20 protein-coding genes are annotated in these 18,450 nt (G+C 73.4%); 11 read left to right on the forward strand and 9 right to left on the reverse strand.

Annotated features, from left to right (window positions below):
• Nucleotides 1-23: 23 nt before the first annotated feature.
• Nucleotides 24-317, reverse strand: a complete 294-nt coding sequence (locus tag ABD385_RS00765) for a hypothetical protein (RefSeq protein ID WP_344572852.1) — start codon at nt 315-317, stop codon at nt 24-26.
• Between the two features lie 153 nt (nt 318-470).
• Between ABD385_RS00765 and ABD385_RS00770 the strand changes: the two genes are divergently transcribed.
• The 3 genes from ABD385_RS00770 to ABD385_RS00780 all read left to right on the forward strand — a co-directional run bounded on the left by ABD385_RS00770 (nt 471) and on the right by ABD385_RS00780 (nt 2,409).
• The gene (locus tag ABD385_RS00770) at nt 471-1,499 is read left to right on the forward strand and encodes an alpha/beta hydrolase (RefSeq protein ID WP_344572853.1); all 1,029 of its coding nucleotides are present in this window, start codon (nt 471-473) and stop codon (nt 1,497-1,499) included.
• Nucleotides 1,500-1,562: 63 nt separating this feature from the next.
• The gene (locus ABD385_RS00775) at nt 1,563-1,757 is read left to right on the forward strand and encodes an antitoxin (protein WP_344572854.1); all 195 of its coding nucleotides are present in this window, start codon (nt 1,563-1,565) and stop codon (nt 1,755-1,757) included.
• A 76-nt stretch (nt 1,758-1,833) separates the two neighbouring features.
• Nucleotides 1,834-2,409, forward strand: a complete 576-nt coding sequence (locus ABD385_RS00780) for a GNAT family N-acetyltransferase (RefSeq protein WP_344572855.1) — start codon at nt 1,834-1,836, stop codon at nt 2,407-2,409.
• A gap of 73 nt (nt 2,410-2,482) precedes the next feature.
• Here the strand turns inward: ABD385_RS00780 and ABD385_RS00785 are convergent, their stop codons facing one another.
• The 3 genes from ABD385_RS00785 to ligD all read right to left on the reverse strand — a co-directional run bounded on the left by ABD385_RS00785 (nt 2,483) and on the right by ligD (nt 5,336).
• Nucleotides 2,483-2,695, reverse strand: coding sequence for a cold-shock protein (locus ABD385_RS00785; RefSeq protein WP_344572856.1), 213 nt, complete (start codon nt 2,693-2,695; stop codon nt 2,483-2,485).
• Nucleotides 2,696-2,981: 286 nt separating this feature from the next.
• Entirely contained in the window at nt 2,982-4,205 is a 1,224-nt protein-coding gene (locus ABD385_RS00790) for a D-alanyl-D-alanine carboxypeptidase family protein (protein ID WP_344572857.1), read from the reverse strand.
• A gap of 225 nt (nt 4,206-4,430) precedes the next feature.
• On the reverse strand, nt 4,431-5,336 hold the full coding sequence (ligD, locus tag ABD385_RS00795; RefSeq protein WP_344572858.1) for a non-homologous end-joining DNA ligase: 906 nt from the start codon (nt 5,334-5,336) through the stop codon (nt 4,431-4,433).
• A gap of 31 nt (nt 5,337-5,367) precedes the next feature.
• Here ligD and ku point away from each other — a divergent pair, with 31 nt between their 5' ends.
• Nucleotides 5,368-6,444 (forward strand): non-homologous end joining protein Ku, encoded by a 1,077-nt coding sequence (gene ku, locus ABD385_RS00800; protein WP_344572859.1) that lies wholly within the window; start codon nt 5,368-5,370, stop codon nt 6,442-6,444.
• A gap of 66 nt (nt 6,445-6,510) precedes the next feature.
• Nucleotides 6,511-6,924, forward strand: a complete 414-nt coding sequence (locus tag ABD385_RS00805) for an RNA-binding S4 domain-containing protein (RefSeq protein WP_344572860.1) — start codon at nt 6,511-6,513, stop codon at nt 6,922-6,924.
• A gap of 16 nt (nt 6,925-6,940) precedes the next feature.
• Here the strand turns inward: ABD385_RS00805 and ABD385_RS00810 are convergent, their stop codons facing one another.
• A complete protein-coding gene (locus ABD385_RS00810) occupies nt 6,941-7,402 on the reverse strand; it encodes a YchJ family protein (protein ID WP_344572861.1) in 462 nt (153 codons plus the stop codon).
• A gap of 194 nt (nt 7,403-7,596) precedes the next feature.
• Here ABD385_RS00810 and ABD385_RS00815 point away from each other — a divergent pair, with 194 nt between their 5' ends.
• Nucleotides 7,597-7,791, forward strand: a complete 195-nt coding sequence (locus ABD385_RS00815; RefSeq protein WP_016576341.1) for a hypothetical protein — start codon at nt 7,597-7,599, stop codon at nt 7,789-7,791.
• A gap of 118 nt (nt 7,792-7,909) precedes the next feature.
• Nucleotides 7,910-9,553, forward strand: a complete 1,644-nt coding sequence (locus ABD385_RS00820) for a hypothetical protein (RefSeq protein ID WP_344572862.1) — start codon at nt 7,910-7,912, stop codon at nt 9,551-9,553.
• Nucleotides 9,554-9,611: 58 nt separating this feature from the next.
• Here the strand turns inward: ABD385_RS00820 and ABD385_RS00825 are convergent, their stop codons facing one another.
• Nucleotides 9,612-11,117 (reverse strand): SCO1417 family PLP biosynthesis transcription factor, encoded by a 1,506-nt coding sequence (locus ABD385_RS00825; RefSeq protein WP_344572863.1) that lies wholly within the window; start codon nt 11,115-11,117, stop codon nt 9,612-9,614.
• 56 nt (nt 11,118-11,173) lie between these two features.
• On the opposite strand from ABD385_RS00825, the gene yczE reads away from it, so the two are divergent.
• The 4 genes from yczE (at nt 11,174) to ABD385_RS00845 (ending at nt 15,082) form a co-directional block, all read left to right on the forward strand.
• Complete coding sequence (yczE, locus tag ABD385_RS00830) at nt 11,174-11,905, forward strand: membrane protein YczE (RefSeq protein ID WP_425585324.1); 732 nt, start codon at nt 11,174-11,176, stop codon at nt 11,903-11,905.
• Nucleotides 11,902-12,705 (forward strand): glycerophosphodiester phosphodiesterase family protein, encoded by an 804-nt coding sequence (locus ABD385_RS00835; protein WP_344572865.1) that lies wholly within the window; start codon nt 11,902-11,904, stop codon nt 12,703-12,705. Before yczE ends, ABD385_RS00835 begins: the two co-directional genes overlap by 4 nt.
• 389 nt (nt 12,706-13,094) lie before the next feature.
• Entirely contained in the window at nt 13,095-14,438 is a 1,344-nt protein-coding gene (locus tag ABD385_RS00840; protein WP_344572866.1) for an MFS transporter, read from the forward strand.
• Nucleotides 14,439-14,704: 266 nt separating this feature from the next.
• Entirely contained in the window at nt 14,705-15,082 is a 378-nt protein-coding gene (locus tag ABD385_RS00845) for an RNA polymerase-binding protein RbpA (RefSeq protein WP_006601711.1), read from the forward strand.
• Nucleotides 15,083-15,232: 150 nt separating this feature from the next.
• Here ABD385_RS00845 and fxsA read toward each other — a convergent pair whose 3' ends face one another.
• From fxsA to lnt, 3 genes are read right to left on the reverse strand one after another with little or no spacing between them, the layout of a single operon-like run.
• A complete protein-coding gene (fxsA, locus tag ABD385_RS00850; RefSeq protein ID WP_344572867.1) occupies nt 15,233-15,802 on the reverse strand; it encodes an FxsA family membrane protein in 570 nt (189 codons plus the stop codon).
• 34 nt (nt 15,803-15,836) lie between these two features.
• On the reverse strand, nt 15,837-16,592 hold the full coding sequence (locus ABD385_RS00855; protein ID WP_344572868.1) for a polyprenol monophosphomannose synthase: 756 nt from the start codon (nt 16,590-16,592) through the stop codon (nt 15,837-15,839).
• Nucleotides 16,589-18,244: an apolipoprotein N-acyltransferase gene (gene lnt / locus ABD385_RS00860; protein ID WP_344572869.1), complete on the reverse strand. Its 1,656-nt coding sequence runs from the start codon at nt 18,242-18,244 to the stop codon at nt 16,589-16,591. Before lnt ends, ABD385_RS00855 begins: the two co-directional genes overlap by 4 nt.
• Nucleotides 18,245-18,450: the final 206 nt, after the last annotated feature.

An 18,450-nucleotide genomic window follows, 5' to 3' on the forward strand; every position in this document is an offset into this window, starting at 1 on the left:
CGGGCGGCGCGGCGCCGGGCGGCTCAGCCGGGGTCGGCGGGCGGGTTGCGGGCGTCGCGGCAGGCGCCGCGACGGACCGCCTGCCGCCGGGCCCGGCCGGTGCCGCGCCCGCGGCCGCCGGATCGCGGCCCGGCCGCCGCGGGCGCCTGCTGACCGGGGTCCCGACAGGGGTCCAGCCCGAGCATGTCCATCAGCAGGGACAGGTCCGCCGCGTCCCGTGCGCGGCCGGCCAGCGCCCTTCTGGCGAGCCGTCGCTCCTGCGCACCGGGCACGCCGCGGGGGGCGGTGTCATCGGCACTGCGCTGTTCATCGGTCACCGCTGCATTCTCAGCCGGACCGGCGCGGACTGCCCGTCGAACGGGCCGATGGGCGCACGACGGAACCGCCGGCGGTCAAATCGACTCTTTATGGTCACTTGCACTTGATCGTCATGGTCACTCGCATGTGATCGTCCAGTAGCGGAGTCACCGTTGAAACACCCTTACGCCCGCGCGTTCACGGCCGTCGTCGTCGCGTCCTGCGCCGTCCTGCTCGCCGGCTGCTCGGAGAACGGCAACCCGGTCGATTTCAACGCCGGAGCGCCGGGCAGCGCAGCCACCCCGGTCACACCCGTCGACCAGGACACGCGGATGCCCACCGGACCGAAGAGCGACTTCCGGATCACCCGCACCTTGGACGACGGCACCCACATAGCCAGGACCACGCTCAAGGGCGCGAAGTCCGGGGTCACCGGCAGCGTCTGGGTGTGGGCCCCGAAGGAATACCAGGAAGCCAAATACGCCAAGAGCGGGTTTCCGGTGCTGATAGCCCTGCCCGGCGGCCTGGGCAGCCCGCAGGACAAGGACGGCGTGACCAATTACTGGGTCGGCGGCGACATCAAATTGCAGGAGAACCTCACGAAGTGGACGACGGAGGGCAAGAGCCTGCCGTTCCTCGTGGTGATGCCGATGCTCAATCCGGACACCCGCTACCACGACGGCAGTGACATTCCCGGCCAGCAGAAGATGGGCACCTGGCTGACCGACGACGTCGTCGACCTGGTCAAGGCCAATTTCCGCACCTTCGGTTCCCGGGACGGCTGGGGCTTCATGGGTTCGTCCTCCGGCGGTTTCGTGGGCCTGAAGTCGGTGCTGAAGCACCCGGACAAGTTCAAGGCGGCGATAGCCAGCGGCCCGGACATCGTGCCGGATTCGCCGATGTGGGCGGGCCACCAGAAGGAGAAGGACGCCAACAATCCGGAAAAGCTCGCGGCGGGCCTGTTGAAGAAGGGCGGACCGGAGGTCTACCTCGCGTTCCAGGCCGGCAGCAAGGAAGGCGCCGCGGTGCTCAATCCGATACACCGCTTCCGGGCGAAGTACGGCAAGGGGCCGATACACACCGCGCTCCAGATCATTCCCGGTGGCCGGCACAATGCCTGGGATTACCAGAAGGGCATGGACGCCAGTTCCATGAAATTCATCAGCGACCAGTTGAAGGCCCCGGTTCCCAGCGGCTCCTGATGCAGATCGGCCGTTCGGGGGTGATGCTGGTGTGGAGGGGGGTCGTGCTGAGGAGGACGATCCATGTCCGTACTGGACAAGCTCAAGGAACTGCTCAAGGGCCACGAGGACCAAGCGGGTAAGGGCGTCGACAAGGCCGGCGACTACGTCGACGAGCGCACCCAGGGGAAGTACCAGAGCCAGGTCGACACCGCGCAGGACAAGCTCAAGGAGCAGCTGGGCGGTACGGACCGGGACACGGACCGGCCGCCGCAGTGAGGCGGTGATCCCGCGCACCGCCGGTTCGCCCTTCCCGACCCGGGACGAGGACACGGGTCGGGATTAGGCTGACCGGATGATCACCTCGTCCGCCAGGCTCGCCCCCGACGTCCTGATGCGCCCCGCCGAGCTGGCGGACGCGGCCGGGTTCTCCCGGTCCTACCTGCGCAACCTCGACCACCTCCGGCCCACCGAGCCGCCGCGCCCGGACGACTTCTACACGCCGGCCGGCCAGGCGGAGCGGCTCGCGGCGCAGTTGGCGGAGCGGGACGCCGGACGCGTGCTGCCCTGGGTCCTGGTCCGCGAGCCGGACGACGGATCAGGGGAGCCGGACGTGGTCGGTGCGATCACCCTGTCCCAGATCACCTACGGCCCGCTGCGCAGCGCCAGCGTCGGCTATTGGATCGACGTCGGCCAGCTGCGCCGCGGGCTCGCCGTCGCCGCGGTGCGGGCGGCGTGCGCGGCGGCCGACCGGGAACTCGGCCTGCACCGGCTGGAGGCCGGCACCCTGGTGGACAACGTCGCCTCGCAGCGGGTGCTGACCGGCTGCGGGTTCGCTCCGTACGGCACCGCGGAGAAGTTCCTCCACATCAACGGCGCCTGGCGGGACCACCGGCTGTTCCAGAAGATCCTCAACGACCGTCACCCGTAGCGGCGGCGCGTCGTGCGGCGGCGCCCGCCCCCTGCGCGAGGGCGGGCGCCGTCCCGTGCGGCCGGGGCCGTGCTCACGTGGAGGTCAGCACCCGGATCTTCTCCGCCTGCGGGCCCTTCTGACCCTGCGTGACCTCGAAGCTGACCTTCTGGCCCTCCAACAGCTCGCGGTAGCCGGTCGCGTCGATGTTGGAGTAGTGCGCGAAGACGTCGGCGCCGCCGTCGTCCTGCGCGATGAAGCCGAAGCCCTTTTCCGAGTTGAACCACTTCACCGTGCCCGAAGCCATGTTGCGTCTCCTTCGCTCTATGGGCTCGAATCGGCTCCCGCACCGCGCGGAATCCGGAGGTGATCGCCCTGGTCCGGAGACGTACCGGACAGCAAGAACGCCCGTGAATGCGACACGGGCGCCCGGCACTTCGGAACCACGACAGCTGATCAGGACGCTACACCGACCGGGCCCACCAGTCACCACAAATCATGGCAAACGCGTCATCCTTCACCGGGCAAGGCCACACCGCGTCCTCCGCATCCCCGACCGATCGGACGGATGTGCGATGCCGCGGAGGGGTGCGTCAGGAAGCCGGTCCGCCGTCCGCGGGGCCGGCCGGCCGGCGTCGGCGCCACCACAGCGCGGTGCCCAGCCCGGCCAGCGCGATCACTCCGGCGGCGGAGAAGGACCACAGGACCACGTCGCCCGTTCGGCCGCCGGTCCGTGCCGCCGCGGCCTGGTGCAGCGCGGTGGTCGGGGAGCGGTGGGCCGCCTGCGCCGCCCCGGGGTCCTTCGGGTCGGGGGCCGGGGCGGGCAGCGCACCGACCGCCGCGGCCCGCGGCGCGGCGGCGAACCCCCAGTCCAACAGGGCCCGGGCCTCCTCGTAGACCGCGTTCTCGGCACCGGACTGCGGGTTCATCGCGGTGACCAGCAGGGTCCGGTGGCCGCGCCGGGCGGCGGCGACCAGGGTGTTCCCGGCGTGGCTGGTGTAGCCGTTCTTGACCCCGATCAGGCCGTTGTAGGGCGTCACGCCGTGCGAGCCGACCAGCAGCCGGTTGGTGTTCTGGAGGCCGCCCGCGTCCGGGCCGCCGTCCTCCGGGAACCGGGCGGTCTTGGTGGCCGCGAAACCGGCGAAGTCCCGGTTGGTCAGCCCGGCCTGGCCGAAGAGCGAGAGGTCGTAGGCGGAGGAGACCTGGCCGGGCGTGTCGAAGCCGTCGGCGGATTCGACCCTGGTGTCCCGCGCGCCCAGGCGGTCCGCGGTCGCCTGCATGTCGTCGACGGTCTTCCCCCAGCCGCCGTTCATGGCCGCGAGGGCGTGCACCGCGTCGCTGCCGGAGCTGAGGAAGACGCCGCGCCACAGGTCGGCGACGCGGTACGGCATGTCCTCCTTCACGCCGGCGAGCGAGCTGCCGGCCTCGATGCCGGCCAGGTCGGCGGAGGAGACGGTGCGCACCGTCCCCTGGGCGAACCGCGGCAGCAGGGTCAGCGCGAACAGCGTCTTGAGGGTGCTGGCCGGCGGCAGCGGGCGGTGGGCGTCCTTGGACGCGAGGATCCGGTGGGTGCCCAGGTCCGTCACCACCCAGGACAGAGCCGAGACCCGGGGTGGCGCGGAGACCCCCGGGCGGGGCAGGAACTGCACGCCGCGCTCGTCGAGCAGGTGCTCGGCCGGGGCCGGTGGCGCGCCGCGCAGGTCGTCGACGCCGTTGGGGCCGTCGGCGACCACCGGGCCGCACAGGGCCAGCATGCTCGCGGTGCAGACGGCTGCTGCGGTCAGGGCTCTGACGGGGGACCAGGTCGCTGTCGACATGTGGCCACGCTAAGAACGCCGCGGGCCGCGCGCCGGTTGGCCTACTCCATACGGTTCCCGGCCGCACCGCCGGCGCAAGCCGCCCGCCGACCGGCCGGGGCGGCCCAGCGCTCCCGTACGGTGCGACGCACCGTCAGCACCGCACCGCGCACGCCTCCCGCGCCGGTCCGTCCGCCGCGGTAACCCCGGGACGTGCGGCGTTCGTCGACCGCGGACCCCGGACTCCTACGCGGGCCGGCGGGCGCCGCGCGGTACCGGGCGGGCCCGGGCCGCGCCGAGCAGCGGTGCGTGCAGGTCCCCGTAGCGCGCGCGGCGACCGGCGATCTCGCCGAAGAGGAAGGTGAGTTGCCCCGGCTCCGTGCAGGCGGCGACCTCGTCCCAGGTGACCGGGGTGGACACGGTCGGCAGGGGGCGGGCCCGCAGCGTGTAGGCGGTCGCGGTGGTCTTGGCCGCGGCGTTCTGCGAGAAGTCGATGAAGACCTTGCCGGGCCGCAGCGCCCGGGTCATCTTGTGCGTGACCAGCTCGCCGAGCGCGACGCCGGCCTCGACCGCCAGCGTCCGGGCGTAGGCGGTGGTGCGGTCGGCGGCGGTGGGCTCGATGGGCACGACGACGTGCAGCCCCTTGGAGCCGCTGGTCTTGGCGTAGGCGTCGAGGCCGTCCGCCGCCAGCCGGTCGCGCAACCACCGGGCGGCGGTGCAGCACTCCACGATCGTGGCGGGGGCGCCCGGATCCAGGTCGAAGACCAGCCGGTCGGCGACGCCCGGCGCGCCGCAGGTCCATTGCGGGGTGTGCAGTTCGACGACGAGGTTGGCGGCCCAGACCAGCGAGGGGAGGTCCTGGACGAGCACCTGCCGGGCCGGCCCCGACCTCGAATGGGGGACCTCGCAGCTCGTCACCCAGGAGGGCGCGCCGGGCGGCACGTTCTTGGTGAAGAAGCGCTGGCCGTCCGGCCCGTCGGGGTAGCGCAGGAAGGACACCGGACGGTCGTGGAGGTGCGGCAGCAGCGCGTCCGCGGTGGTGGTGCAGTAGTGCAGCACCTCACCCTTGGTGGTGCCGGTCTCGGGATAGAGGACCTTGTCCAGGTTCGTCAGCGAGAGGCGCCGCCCCTCCACGACGGTGATCGGCGACATACCATGAAGAATCCCACATGAGGTGCGCACCATGCGAGCTATCTGGAACGGGTCCATATCGTTCGGCCTGGTCACCATCCCGGTGAAGACCTACAGCGCCACGGACCGCACCTCGTCGGTCTCCTTCGTCCGCCTCCACGAGAAGGACGGCGCCCCGATCCAGTACCGCAAGATCTGCGAGCTGGACGGCCGGGAGGTGCCGAACGAGGACGTGGGCAAGGGCTACCAGCCGCCCGGCGACGACGCGGTGGTGCCGATCACCGACGAGGACCTGTCCCGCCTGCCGATGCCGACCGCCAAGACGCTGTCGATCCTCTCCTTCGTGGACCCCGCCGAGATCGACCCGCTCCAACTGGACAAGGCGTACTACCTCGGCCCCAACGGCACCGCCGCCACCAAGCCCTACGCCCTGCTCCGGGAGGCGCTGGAGCACCACGCGAAGGTGGCGATCGGCAAGGTGGCGATGCGCGGCCGGGAGACCCTCGCCATGCTGCGGGCGCACGACGGGGCGCTGCTGATGCACACCCTGCTCTGGCCGGACCAGATCCGCTCCGCGGACGGCGTCGCACCGGAGGCCGTCACGGTCCGCGAGAACGAGATGAAGCTGGCCGAGACGCTGATGGACGCGCTGGGCGAGCTGGACCCGGCCGAGCTCCACGACGACTACCGCGAGGCGGTGGAGGAACTCGTCGCCGCCAAGCGGGAAGGTGGCGCCCCGCAGGTCCCCGACGCCTCCGCCGCGCCCGGCGCGCGGGTCATCGACCTGACGGCGGCGTTGGAGCGGAGCGTGCGGGCCGTCCGGGGCGGCGACCGGGAGGGCGCCGGCAACGCTTCCGTCACCCCGCTCCGGGGCCGCGGTCCGACCCGTAAGAAGGCCGCCGCGAAGACCGCGGCCCGGGCGAAGGGCGACAGCGAGCGGACGGGGCGCACCTCCGCCGCGAAGCAGGCCGCCGGCGGGGCGGGCGGCGCCGGCAGGAGGACCACCGGGAAGGCGGCCGCCGAGAAGACCGCGGCCGGCCGGAGCACGACCGGGAAGACCGCAGCCGGGAAGACCGCGGCCAAGAAGCCGTCCCGGGCGAAGCGCACGACGAAGTCCAGCGCGTCCTGACCATGCCCGGCGCCCGGGCGCGGATCTCCCGCGCGGCCGGGCCCGGCGTTCCTCTAGAGTCACGGCATGGCGCCAGACGAGGGGATGACCACCGCCCGGGTCGACAGTTGGATCTGGTCGGTGCGGCTGACCAAGACGCGGTCGGCGGCCGCGGCGGCGTGCCGGGCCGGACACGTGCGCGTCAACGACGAGCGGGTCAAGCCCGCCCACGGTCTGCGCGCCGGCGACGAGGTGCGGCTGCGGCAGGCCGGCCGGGAGCGCATCGTCGTGGTGACCCGGCTGGTGCGCAAGCGGGTGGGCGCCCCGGTCGCCGTCGAGTGCTACGTCGACCACAGCCCGCCGGTGCCGGCGCGCGAGGAGGTCGCGGTCGTCGCCGTCCGCGACCGCGGTGCGGGCCGGCCCACCAAGCGCGACCGCCGCGAGCTGGACCAGCTGCGCGGCCGGCTCGGCGGTGACCCGGAGGCCGAGCAGTGGCCCTGACCGGCCGGGACGACGCTCAGGCGGCCGGCAGCGCGTCGAGGTAGACCCACTGGCCGTCCTCCCGCACGAAGCGGCTGTGCTCCTCCTGGCTGCCGGCGCGGCCGCGCACCGCGTAGTGCGCGCGGAAGGTGACGGTGCCCTCGGTGTGGAAGGCGCTGCCGTCGGTCGCGGCGAGGATCTCCAGGGCGGTCCAGCGTTGCGCCGGGTCGAGTTCGAGGGCGGCCGGGCGGGTCGTCGAGTGCCAGCTGCGCAGCAGGTAGGCGGTGTCGCCGACGGCGAAGGCGCTGTAGCGCGAGCGCATCAGGCGCTCGGCTGTCGGGGCCGCGGCCCGTCCCTGGTGGAAGGGGGCGCAGCACTGCCCGTAGGACGCCTCGCGGCCGCACGGGCAGGGCGAGTTCTCGGTGACGGCGGCGGGTGCGGGCGGCTGCTGCCGGGTCCGGCGCTGCGGGGATTTCGACGGCTTCCTGGGCTTTGACACCCCACGATTGTGCCGGGTCGGACGGGGGGCGTCGGCGCCGGGCGGTGGGTGGGTGCGGACCGGTTTCCCGAAAGCTGGCCCGTTTGAGGGATTTCCCTGATAAATACTCCGTTTGCGGATCTTCTTGGCTTGATACCGGTCGTGAGGCTGGAAGAACTCACAAAGACCGTCCCCACACCCAGGAGAGAACCCTCATGATTCTGTCCATTTCCGGCGTCGTCCTGCTCGGTGTCATCGTCTTCCTCTTCTTCCGCAAGGACGGCCTGAAGTTGTCCCACGCCCTGATCTGCGCGCTCTTCGGGTTCTACCTCGCGGGCTCGGCCATCGCGCCCAGCATCAAGGCCGGCGGGGCGAGCCTGGCCAGCCTCCTCGGCGGCATCAAGCTGTAGGCCCGGGCGGGCGGGACCGCCCCCGCCCGCTCCGTTTCCGGCAACCCGTGCGGCCCGTCCCGGCCGTTCGCCCGCACCGATCCGGCCCGTCGTCCCTACGAGCACCAGGAGTCCAGCCGTGGCCCGGCGCCCCCTGCCCCGCATCCTCACCGGCAACCCCCTGAGCGGCAGCGCCCCGATCGCCCGCGGCCGCGAACTGGCGCGGTCCGCGGCCGACGGCGCGGCCGACGTGCTGCACCCGCTGATCACCATCAGCCGGGGCCTGCGCCGGCTCGCGGTGGCCGCACGGGGACGCTGGGCCGCCACCTCCAAGGAGCAGCGCGGGCCGCTGGGTTTCCTGGCCGCGGGGTCGGTGCTGCTGGTGACGCTGGTGCCGTACGGTCCGCTGCTCGCGGTGATCGGGGTGACGGCCGCCGCGGCCTGGCTGGGCCGGGACCGCACGCCGGTGGCGGAGGACAGCGGCCCGAGCGAGGCGGAGGCCGAGCGTCTCCAGGCGCTCTACGAGGCGCTGGTGCCGCACTTCTTCGCCGAGGGCGATCCCGCGCCCCTGTACTCCCACGACGGCGACTGGCAGCAGGCGTTCTGCGAGCACGCCTTCGACGACGACGGGCGGCCGGCGCGGCTGCACCTGAAGTACCCGGCGTACTTCCCGGACGGCGACGACGGCGCGCGGACCGCCGTCGAGCAGCTGCTGCACGCCAAGTCCGGCCGCGGCCGGGAGTACCGCTTCGACTGGGACGAGGAGGCCAACCAGCTGGTGCTGACGGCGCTCGGGCCGCTGCCGACGGACCTCGCGGCGCAGCGCTTCGTGACGTCCCCGGGCGAGACGGTGCTCGGCTTCACCGACGCCGCCTCCGTGCAGCGGACGCTGCCGGTGGTCTGCGGGAAGGTGCCCCGGGACGAACCGCCGGTGGTGTGGCGCACCGGCCGGCGCTCCACCGAACCGCATCTGCTGGCCCTGGGGCAGCCGGGCGCCGGCGGGACGACGCTGCTGCGCTCGCTCGCGCTCCAGGCACTGCAACACGGCGACGTCCTGGTGGTCGACGGCGGCGGCACCGGCGAGTTCGGGTGCCTGGTGGGACGGCGCGGGGTGCTCGCCGTGGAGAGCCAACTGACCGGTGTGCTGGCGGCGTTGGAGTGGGCCGCGCACGAGACCGAGCGGCGGCTGGTCGCCGCCAACCGGGCGCAGCAGGCCGGCCGCACCGCGCCGGCGGACTCCCGGCGGCCGCTGTGGATCGTCGCGGACCGCCTGACGGCGCTGTCCCACCTGGCGGCGGTGGAAGGCCGGGACGACCCCCAGCGCCTGCTCCAGGTGCCGCTGCGGCACGGCCGGGCGGCCGGGGTGACGGTGGCGGCGGCCGACCAGTTCGAGACCGCCGAGCTGCTGAGCGACCCGGTGCGGGCGCACACCAAGGCGCGGGTCGTGCTCGGACCGGCCACGGCCGAGGAGGTGCGGGCGGTGCTGGGTGTGCCGCCGCACACCACGCCGCTCGGGCAGGTGCCGCCGGGCCGCGGCTACGCCCGGCTCGGCACCGGCCCGGTGCTGCGCCTCCAGGTGCCGGCCACCCCCGACCCGTACGACGAGGCCACCGGGGAGGCGCACCGGCGGGCGGTCCTGGCGCTGCTGCCGGAGCGGACCGGCGCCGCGCAGGACGACGCGCGGCCGGCCGCCGGCGGCCCCGGACCGGTGTCCCTCGCGAAGCATCCGGACGCTGACGACGACGGCGCCGCGTCCGTGGGCGGCCGGCGCACCACGCCCTGACGTCGCACCGCGGGCCGCATCTGACGGACCTTCAGGCCACCGCGCCGGTTCCCCGGGCTCAGGCCACGAACGCCTGCGGCGACTCCGTCTCCACCGACGCCCCGGTCGCCACCAGCTGCGCCGCCCTGGCCAGCCGGACCGCGGCCTCGTCGGCGACCGCACCGCTGACGGTGAACGGCAGCCGTACGAAGCCCTCGAAGGCGCCGTCCACGCCGAACCGCGGGCCCGACGGCACCCGGACCCCCAACCGCTCCCCCGCCTCCGCGATCCGGGAGCCGGACAGCCCGCCCGTGCGGGCCCACAGCGTCAGGCCGCCGCGCGGGACGCTGAACTCCCAGTCGGGCAGGTGCCGGTGGAGCGCCTCGACGATCGCGTCGCGGTTCTCCCGGGCCTGCTCGCGGCGGATCCGGACGGCCTCCTCCCAACCGCCCCCCTCCAACAGGGAGGCGATCGCGAGCTGTTCGAGGACCGGCGAGCCGAGGTCGGAGTAGGCGCGGGCGGCCACCAGGCTGCGGATGATGTCGGGCGCGGCCCGCACCCAGCCGATCCGCATCCCGGCCCAGAACGCCTTGCTGGCCGACCCGACGGTGATCACCGCACTGCCGGCGGGGTCGAACCCGCAGACCGGACGCGGCAGTTCGGTGTCCGGATCGAGCACGATCTCGGCCATGGTCTCGTCGACGACCAGCAGGGTGCCGGCCGACCGGGCGGCGTCCACGAGCCGGCGGCGCTGGTCCTCGGTGGCGAGGCTGCCGGTGGGGTTGTGGAAGTCGGCGACGACGTAGGCCATCCGGGGCGCGGCGTCCCGCATGACCTGGCGCCAGGCCGGGACGTCCCAGCCCGTCAGCCGCTCGCCGAGGGCCACCGGGACGAGCCGGGCGCCGGCGTCCCGCATCAGCTGGAGGATGTTGGCGTACGAGGGCGAGTCGACGGCCACCCGCTCCCCCGGCCCGGTGCACAGCCGACAGATCGCGGCGACGGCGCCCATCGCGCCGGTGGTGACCATGATCTGCTCGGGCATGGTGGGGATGCCGCGGGCGGTGTAGCGGTCGGCGAGGGCCTGGCGCAGCACGGGCAGGCCGGCCGGGTAGTCGCCGTGGGTGTGGGCGTAGAGCGGCAGGTCGGCCATGGCGCCCTGGACGGCGCGGGTGAGCCAGGGCTCGGGGGCCGGCAGGGCGGCGCAGCCGAGGTCGATCATCGATCCCGCGGCCTCCGGCGGGAGCGGTTCCAGGCCGCGAGTGGGCAGCGGGCTGCCCGCCGGGACGGCGGTCCAGCTGCCCGAACCGCGCCGGGACTCCAAGAACCCCTCGGTGCGCAGCGCCTCGTAGGCGGCGGCGACGGTGGTGCGGCTGACGCCGAACGCGGTGGCCAACTCGCGTTCGGCGGGGAGCCGGGCGGCGACCGGCACCCGGCCTTCGAGGACGAGCCGGCGGACGCCGTCGGCGAGACTGCGGTAGGCGGGCAACTTCCGCCCGCCGGCGGAGAGTTCGGCGGCCCGCGGGTCCTGCGACCGGAGCAGGCGGGCGAGTTGGGGCGCGCCCACCGCGGAAGTCCACTGCGCCATGAAGATCAGTCCACCTTCCCCGAATTGGCTCTACATCCAGAGCCCGAACATGCCACATGGTGACACGCACCAGTCCAATTTTGCCAGGAGGGGGAAAAGACGTGTCCATCACTCGGAGGTCCGGTACCAGGCGGCCACACCTGCCGCGCCGGCTCGCGCAGCTCTACGTGGGGCTCGTGCTGTACGGCGTGAGCATGGGGCTGATGGTCCGCGCCGGACTGGGACTGGAACCGTGGAGCGTGTTCAACCAGGGCATATCCCGACACACGGGACTGTCGATCGGCACCGTCACGATCCTCTCCGGGGCGCTGATCCTGCTGCTGTGGATCCCGCTGCGGCAGCGCCCCGGCCTGGGCACGGTCTCGAACGTGGTGATCCTGGGGCTCGTCATGGACGGCACGCTCGCGGTGGTCCCCACGGTGGGCCCGCTCGCGGTCCGCGTGCCGCTGCTGGCGACCGCGGTCCTGCTCAACGGCGCCGCGACCGGCCTGTACCTCACCGCCCGCTTCGGCGCGGGGCCGCGCGACGGGCTGATGACCGGACTGCACCGGCGCACCGGCCGCCCCGTCCGGCTGGTGCGGACCTGCATCGAGGTGACCGTGCTCGGCGTCGGCTTCGCGCTCGGCGGCTCCCTCGGCGTCGGCACGGTGGTGTACGCCCTGGCCATCGGGCCGCTGGCGCAGTTCTTCCTCCGCCGGTTCGCGATCGAGGGGCTGGCGGAGCGGCCGTCCACGCTGGTGGCCCGCTCGCCCGAGCCGTCACCCCAGCGCGCGATACTGCCGAAGTGACCCCTGCGATACGTCCCCGCCACCCCTACCTCGACCACCCCGGCCCGCTGCCCTTCGCCCACCGGGGCGGAACCGCGGACGGCCTGGAGAACACCGCCACCGCCTTCCGCCGCGCGGTCGGCCTCGGCTACCGCTACCTGGAGACCGACGTCCACGCCACGTCGGACGGCGCGCTGGTCGCCTTCCACGACGCGACCCTGGACCGGGTCACCGATTCCCGGGGCGCCATCGCGTCCCTGCCCTGGCGGGAGGTCCGCGCGGCCCGGGTCGCCGGCCGCGAGCCGCTGCCACTGTTCGAAGAGCTGCTGGCGGAGTTCCCCGAGGCCCGCTGGAACGTCGACCTGAAGGCGGCGGGCGCGCTGGAGCCGCTGCTGGCCCTGCTGCGGCGCACCGACGCCTGGGACCGGGTCTGCGTCGGCTCGTTCTCCGAGGCCCGGGTGGCCCGGGCGCAACGGCTCGCCGGCGGCCGGATGGCCAGCTCGCTGGGCACCCGCGGGGTGGCCGGCCTGCGGCTTAGCTCCTACGGACGCGGCGCAGTGCCGCTGGACCGGCTGCTGGGCGCGGCGGTGCGGCGCAGCGCGGTCTGCGTCCAGGTGCCCGAGCGCCAGTTCGGGATCCGCGTCGTCGACCCGCTCTTCCTGCGCGCCGCGCACGCCCTGGGCATGCAGGTCCACGTCTGGACGGTCAACGACGCGGAGCGGATGCGGGCCCTGCTCGACCTCGGCGTGGACGGCCTCATGACCGACGACCTGGAGACCCTGCGCACCGTACTGACCGAGCGGGGACGCTGGGTCCCCTGATTCCGGGGCCCACCGGCCCGACGGCGCCCCGACGACGCGGTGCGCGGGCCGCGTGCCCCCCGGGCGGACGCCTGCTCGGAGGTGACGCCGCCGATCGGGCGCCGTATCGTCTCCCCTCTCCAGGATCGACGGGGAGCGGCGGGGGAACAGCAGTGGCGGCGGGCGCCGTTCGGGCGGCCAGACGGTCGCGCCGGCCCGTCCCGCTCTTCCTCGATCGGTCCCGGTGGGGTCGTCGGTACGGCCCGCGGGCCGCGCGCCGGCGACCGTCACCGATCGACCACGGGGAAACGCTGCGCGGCGCGGACCGAGCGGGGGTGCTGGGTCTCGGCGCGCGCCCCTCCGCCCTTCCCGTCGCCGCGCGAGGACGGGAACGGACGACGGGGGTACGGGTGCAGGACACACAGACGGTGGCCGGGGCCGCGGCGGAGGCGGCACGGGCCGCGCGCCGGCGGGAGCAGCGCGGCTGGTACTTCTACGACTGGGCGATCAGCGTCTACTCGACCAGCGTGCTGACGGTCTTCCTCGGGCCGTACCTGACGTCGGTGGCGAAGGCCGCGGCGGACGCCGAGGGCTTCGTGCACCCGTTGGGCCTGCCGGTCCGGGCGGGCTCGTTCTTCGCGTACACGGTCTCGGCGTCCCTGTTGCTGTCAGTACTGGCGATGCCGGCGGCCAGCGCACTGGTGGACCGGACCGGCCGCAAGAAGCCCCTGCTGGGGTGCTGCGCCTACACGGGGGCGGCGGCGACCACGGGGCTGTTCTTCCTGGGCGGCGACCGCTACCTGCTGGGCGGCGCGCTGCTGATCGTCTCCAACGCCTCGTTCGTGGTCGCGATGATGCTCTACAACTCCTACCTGCCGCAGATCGCCGGCCCGGACGAGCGCGACGCGGTCTCCTCGCGCGGTTGGGCCTTCGGCTACGCGGCCGGTTCGCTGGTCCTCGTCCTCGACCTGGCGCTGTACGCCGGCCACGACGCCGTCGGGGTCTCCCAGGGCACCGCGGTGCGGATCTGCCTGGCGACGGCGGGACTGTGGTGGGGCTGCTTCGCGCTGATCCCGCTGCGGCGGCTGCGCGACCGGCCGACGCCCGGCGCGGGCACGGGGCGGCACCAGCTGCGGGAGACCCTGCGCGACATGCGGCGGCACCCGCTGACGCTCGCCTTCCTCCTCGCCTACCTCGTCTACAACGACGGCATCCAGACCGTGATCACCCAGGCGTCCGTCTTCGGCTCCGAGGAACTGGGGCTGGACCAGACCACGCTGATCGTGGCGGTCCTGCTGGTGCAGGTGCTGGCCGCCACGGGCGCCCTGCTGATGGGGCGGCTGGCCCGGACGTACGGCGCCCGGCGGACCATCCTGGCCTCGCTGGTGGCCTGGACGCTGACGATCGCCGCGGGGTACTTCCTGCCCGCGCGGGCACCGGTGTGGTTCTTCGCGCTGGCGGCCGCGATCGGGCTGGTGCTGGGCGGCAGCCAGGCGCTGTCCCGCTCGCTCTTCTCCCATCTGATCCCGCGCGGCAAGGAAGCGGAGTATTTTTCCGCGTACGAGATGAGCGACCGTGGGGTGAGCTGGCTGGGGCCGCTGGTGTTCGGGGTGGCGTACCAGCTGACCGGGAGCTACCGGGACGCGATCGTGTCCCTGGTGGCGTTCTTCGCGCTCGGTTTCGTGCTGCTGGCGCGGGTGCCGGTGCGGCGGGCGATCGCGGCGGCCGGCAATCCGGTACCTGACCGGATTTAGCCCTTGAGGGTGCGGGGCGGTAGTGTACGCCTTTGGCTCACCAGGCGGACCGTTACTGCGCGCTCAACTCCTTGAGGCGCTGGGTGACATCTGCTGCCAGATGTGACAAACCGGGCGTTGGTGGGTACAACAAGGGGCGGCACGACGGGCGACGCAGGCGACGTATGTCCCGATGAACGGGAATCTTCACCGCCGACCGGACGTTGACCGGATGACGACGACAGCGACACCTGTCCTGTGGGCGACAAGCCCGGGAGGCACGATTCATGAGTGAGCGAGCTCTCCGCGGCACGCGCCTCGTGGTGACCAGCTACGAGACCGACCGCGGCATCGACCTGGCCCCGCGCCAGGCGGTGGAGTACGCATGCCAGAACGGACATCGTTTTGAGATGCCGTTCTCGGTTGAGGCCGAGATTCCGCCGGAGTGGGAGTGCAAGGTTTGCGGTGCACCCTCCCTCCTGGTGGATGGGGATGGTCCTGAGGAGAAGAAGGGCAAGCCCGCGCGTACGCACTGGGACATGCTCATGGAGCGGCGCACCCGCGAGGAGTTGGAGGAGGTGCTGGCCGAACGGCTGGCCGTCCTGCGCTCCGGCACCATGAACATTGCCGTGCATCCGCGCGACACCAATCGCAAGTCCGCCTGACGGGCGGACCGAACGGCACACAAGGGCCGGTGTCACCGCACTGACGGTGGCACCGGCCCTTGCCGTGCTCGCACAAGACCCCGCACCGGCCCGGATCGGACGCCACAGGCGTCCGATCCGGGCCGGTGCGGTTGGTTCCGGGTGCGGGTGTCAGCGGGTGAGCGGCGGGTCCTGGCGGCGGGGGGCCGGCGGCCCGTCGGGGTCGATCACCTCGCCCTGGACGACTTGGCCGTCCGGGCGGTGCATGCGGGCCTGCTGGTAGGCGTCGCCGAAGGTCCCGGGCGCGAAGCCCGGACGGTTCAGCAGCTTGTCCGCGCGGCGCAGGACCAGCCGCCCCGTCGGCGGGAACAGGCAGAGCAGCCCGAGCACGTCCGAGACCAGGCCGGGCACCATCAGCAGCAGCCCGCCGATCATCGGGAGGGTGTTGCCGGTGCCGGCGGAGTTGGTCTCGCGGGGGGCTTGGGGGGCGCCGGTGGTCTGCAGGGCGCCGGTGAGGTTGCGCCAGGCGCGGCGGCCGGCCCGCTTGATCACCGCACCACCGACGAGCACGCCGGCGAGCAGCAGGAGGAAGACCGTCAGGCCGTTGGTGGCGCCGGCGACCACCGTCAGCAGCCAGATCTCCAGCACCATCCACGCGACGACGCCCAACGGGGCGAACCGGCGGATGCGCGAACGGGGCGGGCGGGGACTCGGCGGCGGTGGCGTGGCTCCGAACGTCATGCCACCAGTGTGCCTGGCCCGATCCGGTGGCGAGTCAGCGACCGCGGATCTTGCTCACCTTGGAACCGACGCCCCAGGCGGTGATCCGCCAGAGCGCCTCCACGACGATGTCGCGGCTCATCTTGCTGTCGCCCAGCTCGCGGTCGACGAAGGTGATCGGGACCTCGACGACGTGGTATCCGGCCTGGACCGCGCGCCGGGCCAGGTCGACCTGGAAGCAGTAGCCCTGGGAGGCCACCTCGTCCAGGCCCAGGCCCTGCAGCGTCGCCACCCGGAAGGCGCGGAAGCCGCCGGTGACGTCGCGGATCGGGACGTCCAGCATGACGCGGGAGTAGGTGCTGCCGCCGCGGGAGAGGACCTCGCGGTACTTCGGCCAGTTCACCACGCGGCCGCCGGGCACCCAGCGCGAGCCGAGCACCAGGTCGGCGCCCTTGAGGGCGGTGAGCAGCCGGGGCAGTTCCTCGGGCTGGTGGGAGCCGTCGGCGTCCATCTCGACCAGGACGTCGTGGCCGTTGTCGATGCCCCATTGGAAGCCGGCGAGGTAGGCGGCGCCCAGCCCCTCCTTGCCCTTGCGGTGCAGGACGTGGACCTGGTCGTCCGTGGCGGCCAGCGCGTCGGCGAGCTTGCCGGTGCCGTCCGGACTGTTGTCGTCCGCGATCAGGACGTGCGCCTCGGGGACGGCGGACCGCACCCGCGAGACGATCGGCTCGATGTTCTCCGCCTCGTTGTACGTCGGAATGATCACCAACGTGCTGCCGAGCGGACCGTACTGCCGCTGACCGTCTGTCACTGCTGCCCCTTCTCGTCCTTCGTACGCCTGCGACGGCCGGCGATGACGGCGGCCCCGCAGGACATCAGGCCCACGATAGCGAGCACCCACTCGGGAGCCGCGCCAACGCGGTCAGCGAGCGTCGTTTCGTCGCGCAGGGGGATGCGGGCCGAGACCACACCCTGGGTGAATTCGGGAATCTGGTGCGTAACGGTCCCGTCGGGGGCGACCACCGCGCTGATCCCGCTGGTGGCCGCGGTGACCACGGCCCGGCCGTGCTCGACGGCCCGCAGCTTGGACATCGCCAGCTGCTGCTCGGGCTGACCGGTGCGCCCGTAGGTGGCGTTGTTGGTCTGGATGACCAAGGCCCGGGCTCCCGACCGGACGGTGTCGTGGACGATCTCGTCGTAGGCGACCTCGAAGCAGATGACGTCGCCGAGCTTGGCCGGGCCGACCTTCAGCAGGCCGGTGTGGTCGCCCGGGTAGAAGTCGCGGGGCACCCGCTTGAAGCGGGTGATGATCTTGCTGAGCTGCTCCCGGAACGGCACGTACTCGCCGAACGGCACCGGGTGCTGCTTGGTGTACGAGGCGCCCGGGCCGGTCTTGGGGTCCCAGACGATGCCCTCGTTGAAGACGTAGCCCGGCTTGGTCGGGTGGTCGACCAGGGCGCCGACGAGGACCGGCACGCCGATCGCCTTCACCGCCTCGTCTATCCGGTCGTACGCCTGCGGGAACTGGAAGGGGTCCAGGTCGGAGGAGTTCTCCGGCCAGATGACCAGGTCCGGCTTGGGCACGCGGTGGTGCCGGACGTCGTCGGCGAGCTTCTCGGTGGCGGTGGCGTGGTTGTCCAGGATCTGCATCGGGCGGCCCAGGAAGTCCATCCCGGGCCGCTGGACGTTGCCCTGCACCACGGCGATCCGCACGGTGTCGTCGGCCTTGGTGGGCACCGGGACGGCCAGGCCGGCCAGGGTGACGGCGGCGGCCAGCCCGAACGCCTCCAGCGTGCGCACCGCGCCGCGCGCGCCGCCGCCCCGGCGCAGCCCCCACAGGGCGACCGCACAGGCCGCCAGCAGCCCACCGGCCAGCGCGACCGCGAAGGTCACCAGCGGTGCCCCGCCGAGCGCGGCGAGCGGGGTGAACGGCGAACCGGTGTTGGCGAAGGCCAACCGGCCCCACGGGAAACCGCCGAACGGCAGCCGGTCCCGGGCCCACTCCTGGGCGACCCACAGGCACGCGCCCCACAGCGGCCAGCCGGGCAGCCGCGAGGTGAGCGCCAGCCCCGCCCCCAGCACCACGACGAACAGCGACTCGGCGACGGACAGGCCGACCACCGCGTCCCAGCCGACCACGTGCAGCCACTTCAGCAGCAGCAGGAAGAACGGCAGCCCGAACGCGAAGCCGGTCCAGGCGCCCTGGCGGGCCCGCCGGCCGCGGGTCAGCAGCGCCAGCGCGGCGACCGCGACCAGCGACAGCGGCCACAGGCCGTAGGGCGGGAAGGCCAGGCCGAGGGCGAGACCGGCGACCGCCGCGAGGGCGGTGCGCAGCGCTTCGCGACGGGCCAGGGCGACCAGCCGGCGGGCCCGGCCGGGACGGGCGTCGGTGCCGGCCGGCACCGGGCCGTCGGCCGCGGTGCCGCGCGCGGTGGCGGCGGTGGTGTCGGAACCCGATGACACGGTCGCGGGCCTTCCTGCAGGTCGTCCGGTTGTCAGCTGACCGTACATCGCAGGGCCGCGGGGGCGGGGATGGGGTGCGCGAACCGCACGCGGATCGCGCGGGGCCGGGCGACGGGGGACGGGCGCCGTCGTGCCGGCGGCGAGGGGTGCGGGTGCGGATAGGGGCCCGGCGCCCTTCGGGCCGGCCTGGGATCCGCTGGCTGCGG

Source organism: Streptomyces lunalinharesii (assembly GCF_039532155.1).
Lineage (GTDB): Bacteria > Actinomycetota > Actinomycetes > Streptomycetales > Streptomycetaceae > Streptomyces > Streptomyces lunalinharesii.

Coding starts and splice junctions, on each gene's coding strand:
- ABD385_RS00775 (WP_344572854.1), top strand. CDS start 1,563: ATGTCCGTACTGGACAAGCTCAAGGAACTGCTCAAGGGCCACGAGGAC.
- ABD385_RS00780 (WP_344572855.1), top strand. CDS start 1,834: ATGATCACCTCGTCCGCCAGGCTCGCCCCCGACGTCCTGATGCGCCCC.
- ABD385_RS00785 (WP_344572856.1), bottom strand. CDS start 2,695: ATGGCTTCGGGCACGGTGAAGTGGTTCAACTCGGAAAAGGGCTTCGGC.
- ABD385_RS00790 (WP_344572857.1), bottom strand. CDS start 4,205: ATGTCGACAGCGACCTGGTCCCCCGTCAGAGCCCTGACCGCAGCAGCC.
- ligD (WP_344572858.1), bottom strand. CDS start 5,336: ATGTCGCCGATCACCGTCGTGGAGGGGCGGCGCCTCTCGCTGACGAAC.
- ku (WP_344572859.1), top strand. CDS start 5,368: ATGCGAGCTATCTGGAACGGGTCCATATCGTTCGGCCTGGTCACCATC.
- ABD385_RS00805 (WP_344572860.1), top strand. CDS start 6,511: ATGGCGCCAGACGAGGGGATGACCACCGCCCGGGTCGACAGTTGGATC.
- ABD385_RS00815 (WP_016576341.1), top strand. CDS start 7,597: ATGATTCTGTCCATTTCCGGCGTCGTCCTGCTCGGTGTCATCGTCTTC.
- ABD385_RS00825 (WP_344572863.1), bottom strand. CDS start 11,117: ATGGCGCAGTGGACTTCCGCGGTGGGCGCGCCCCAACTCGCCCGCCTG.
- yczE (WP_425585324.1), top strand. CDS start 11,174: ATGGTGACACGCACCAGTCCAATTTTGCCAGGAGGGGGAAAAGACGTG.
- ABD385_RS00845 (WP_006601711.1), top strand. CDS start 14,705: ATGAGTGAGCGAGCTCTCCGCGGCACGCGCCTCGTGGTGACCAGCTAC.
- fxsA (WP_344572867.1), bottom strand. CDS start 15,802: ATGACGTTCGGAGCCACGCCACCGCCGCCGAGTCCCCGCCCGCCCCGT.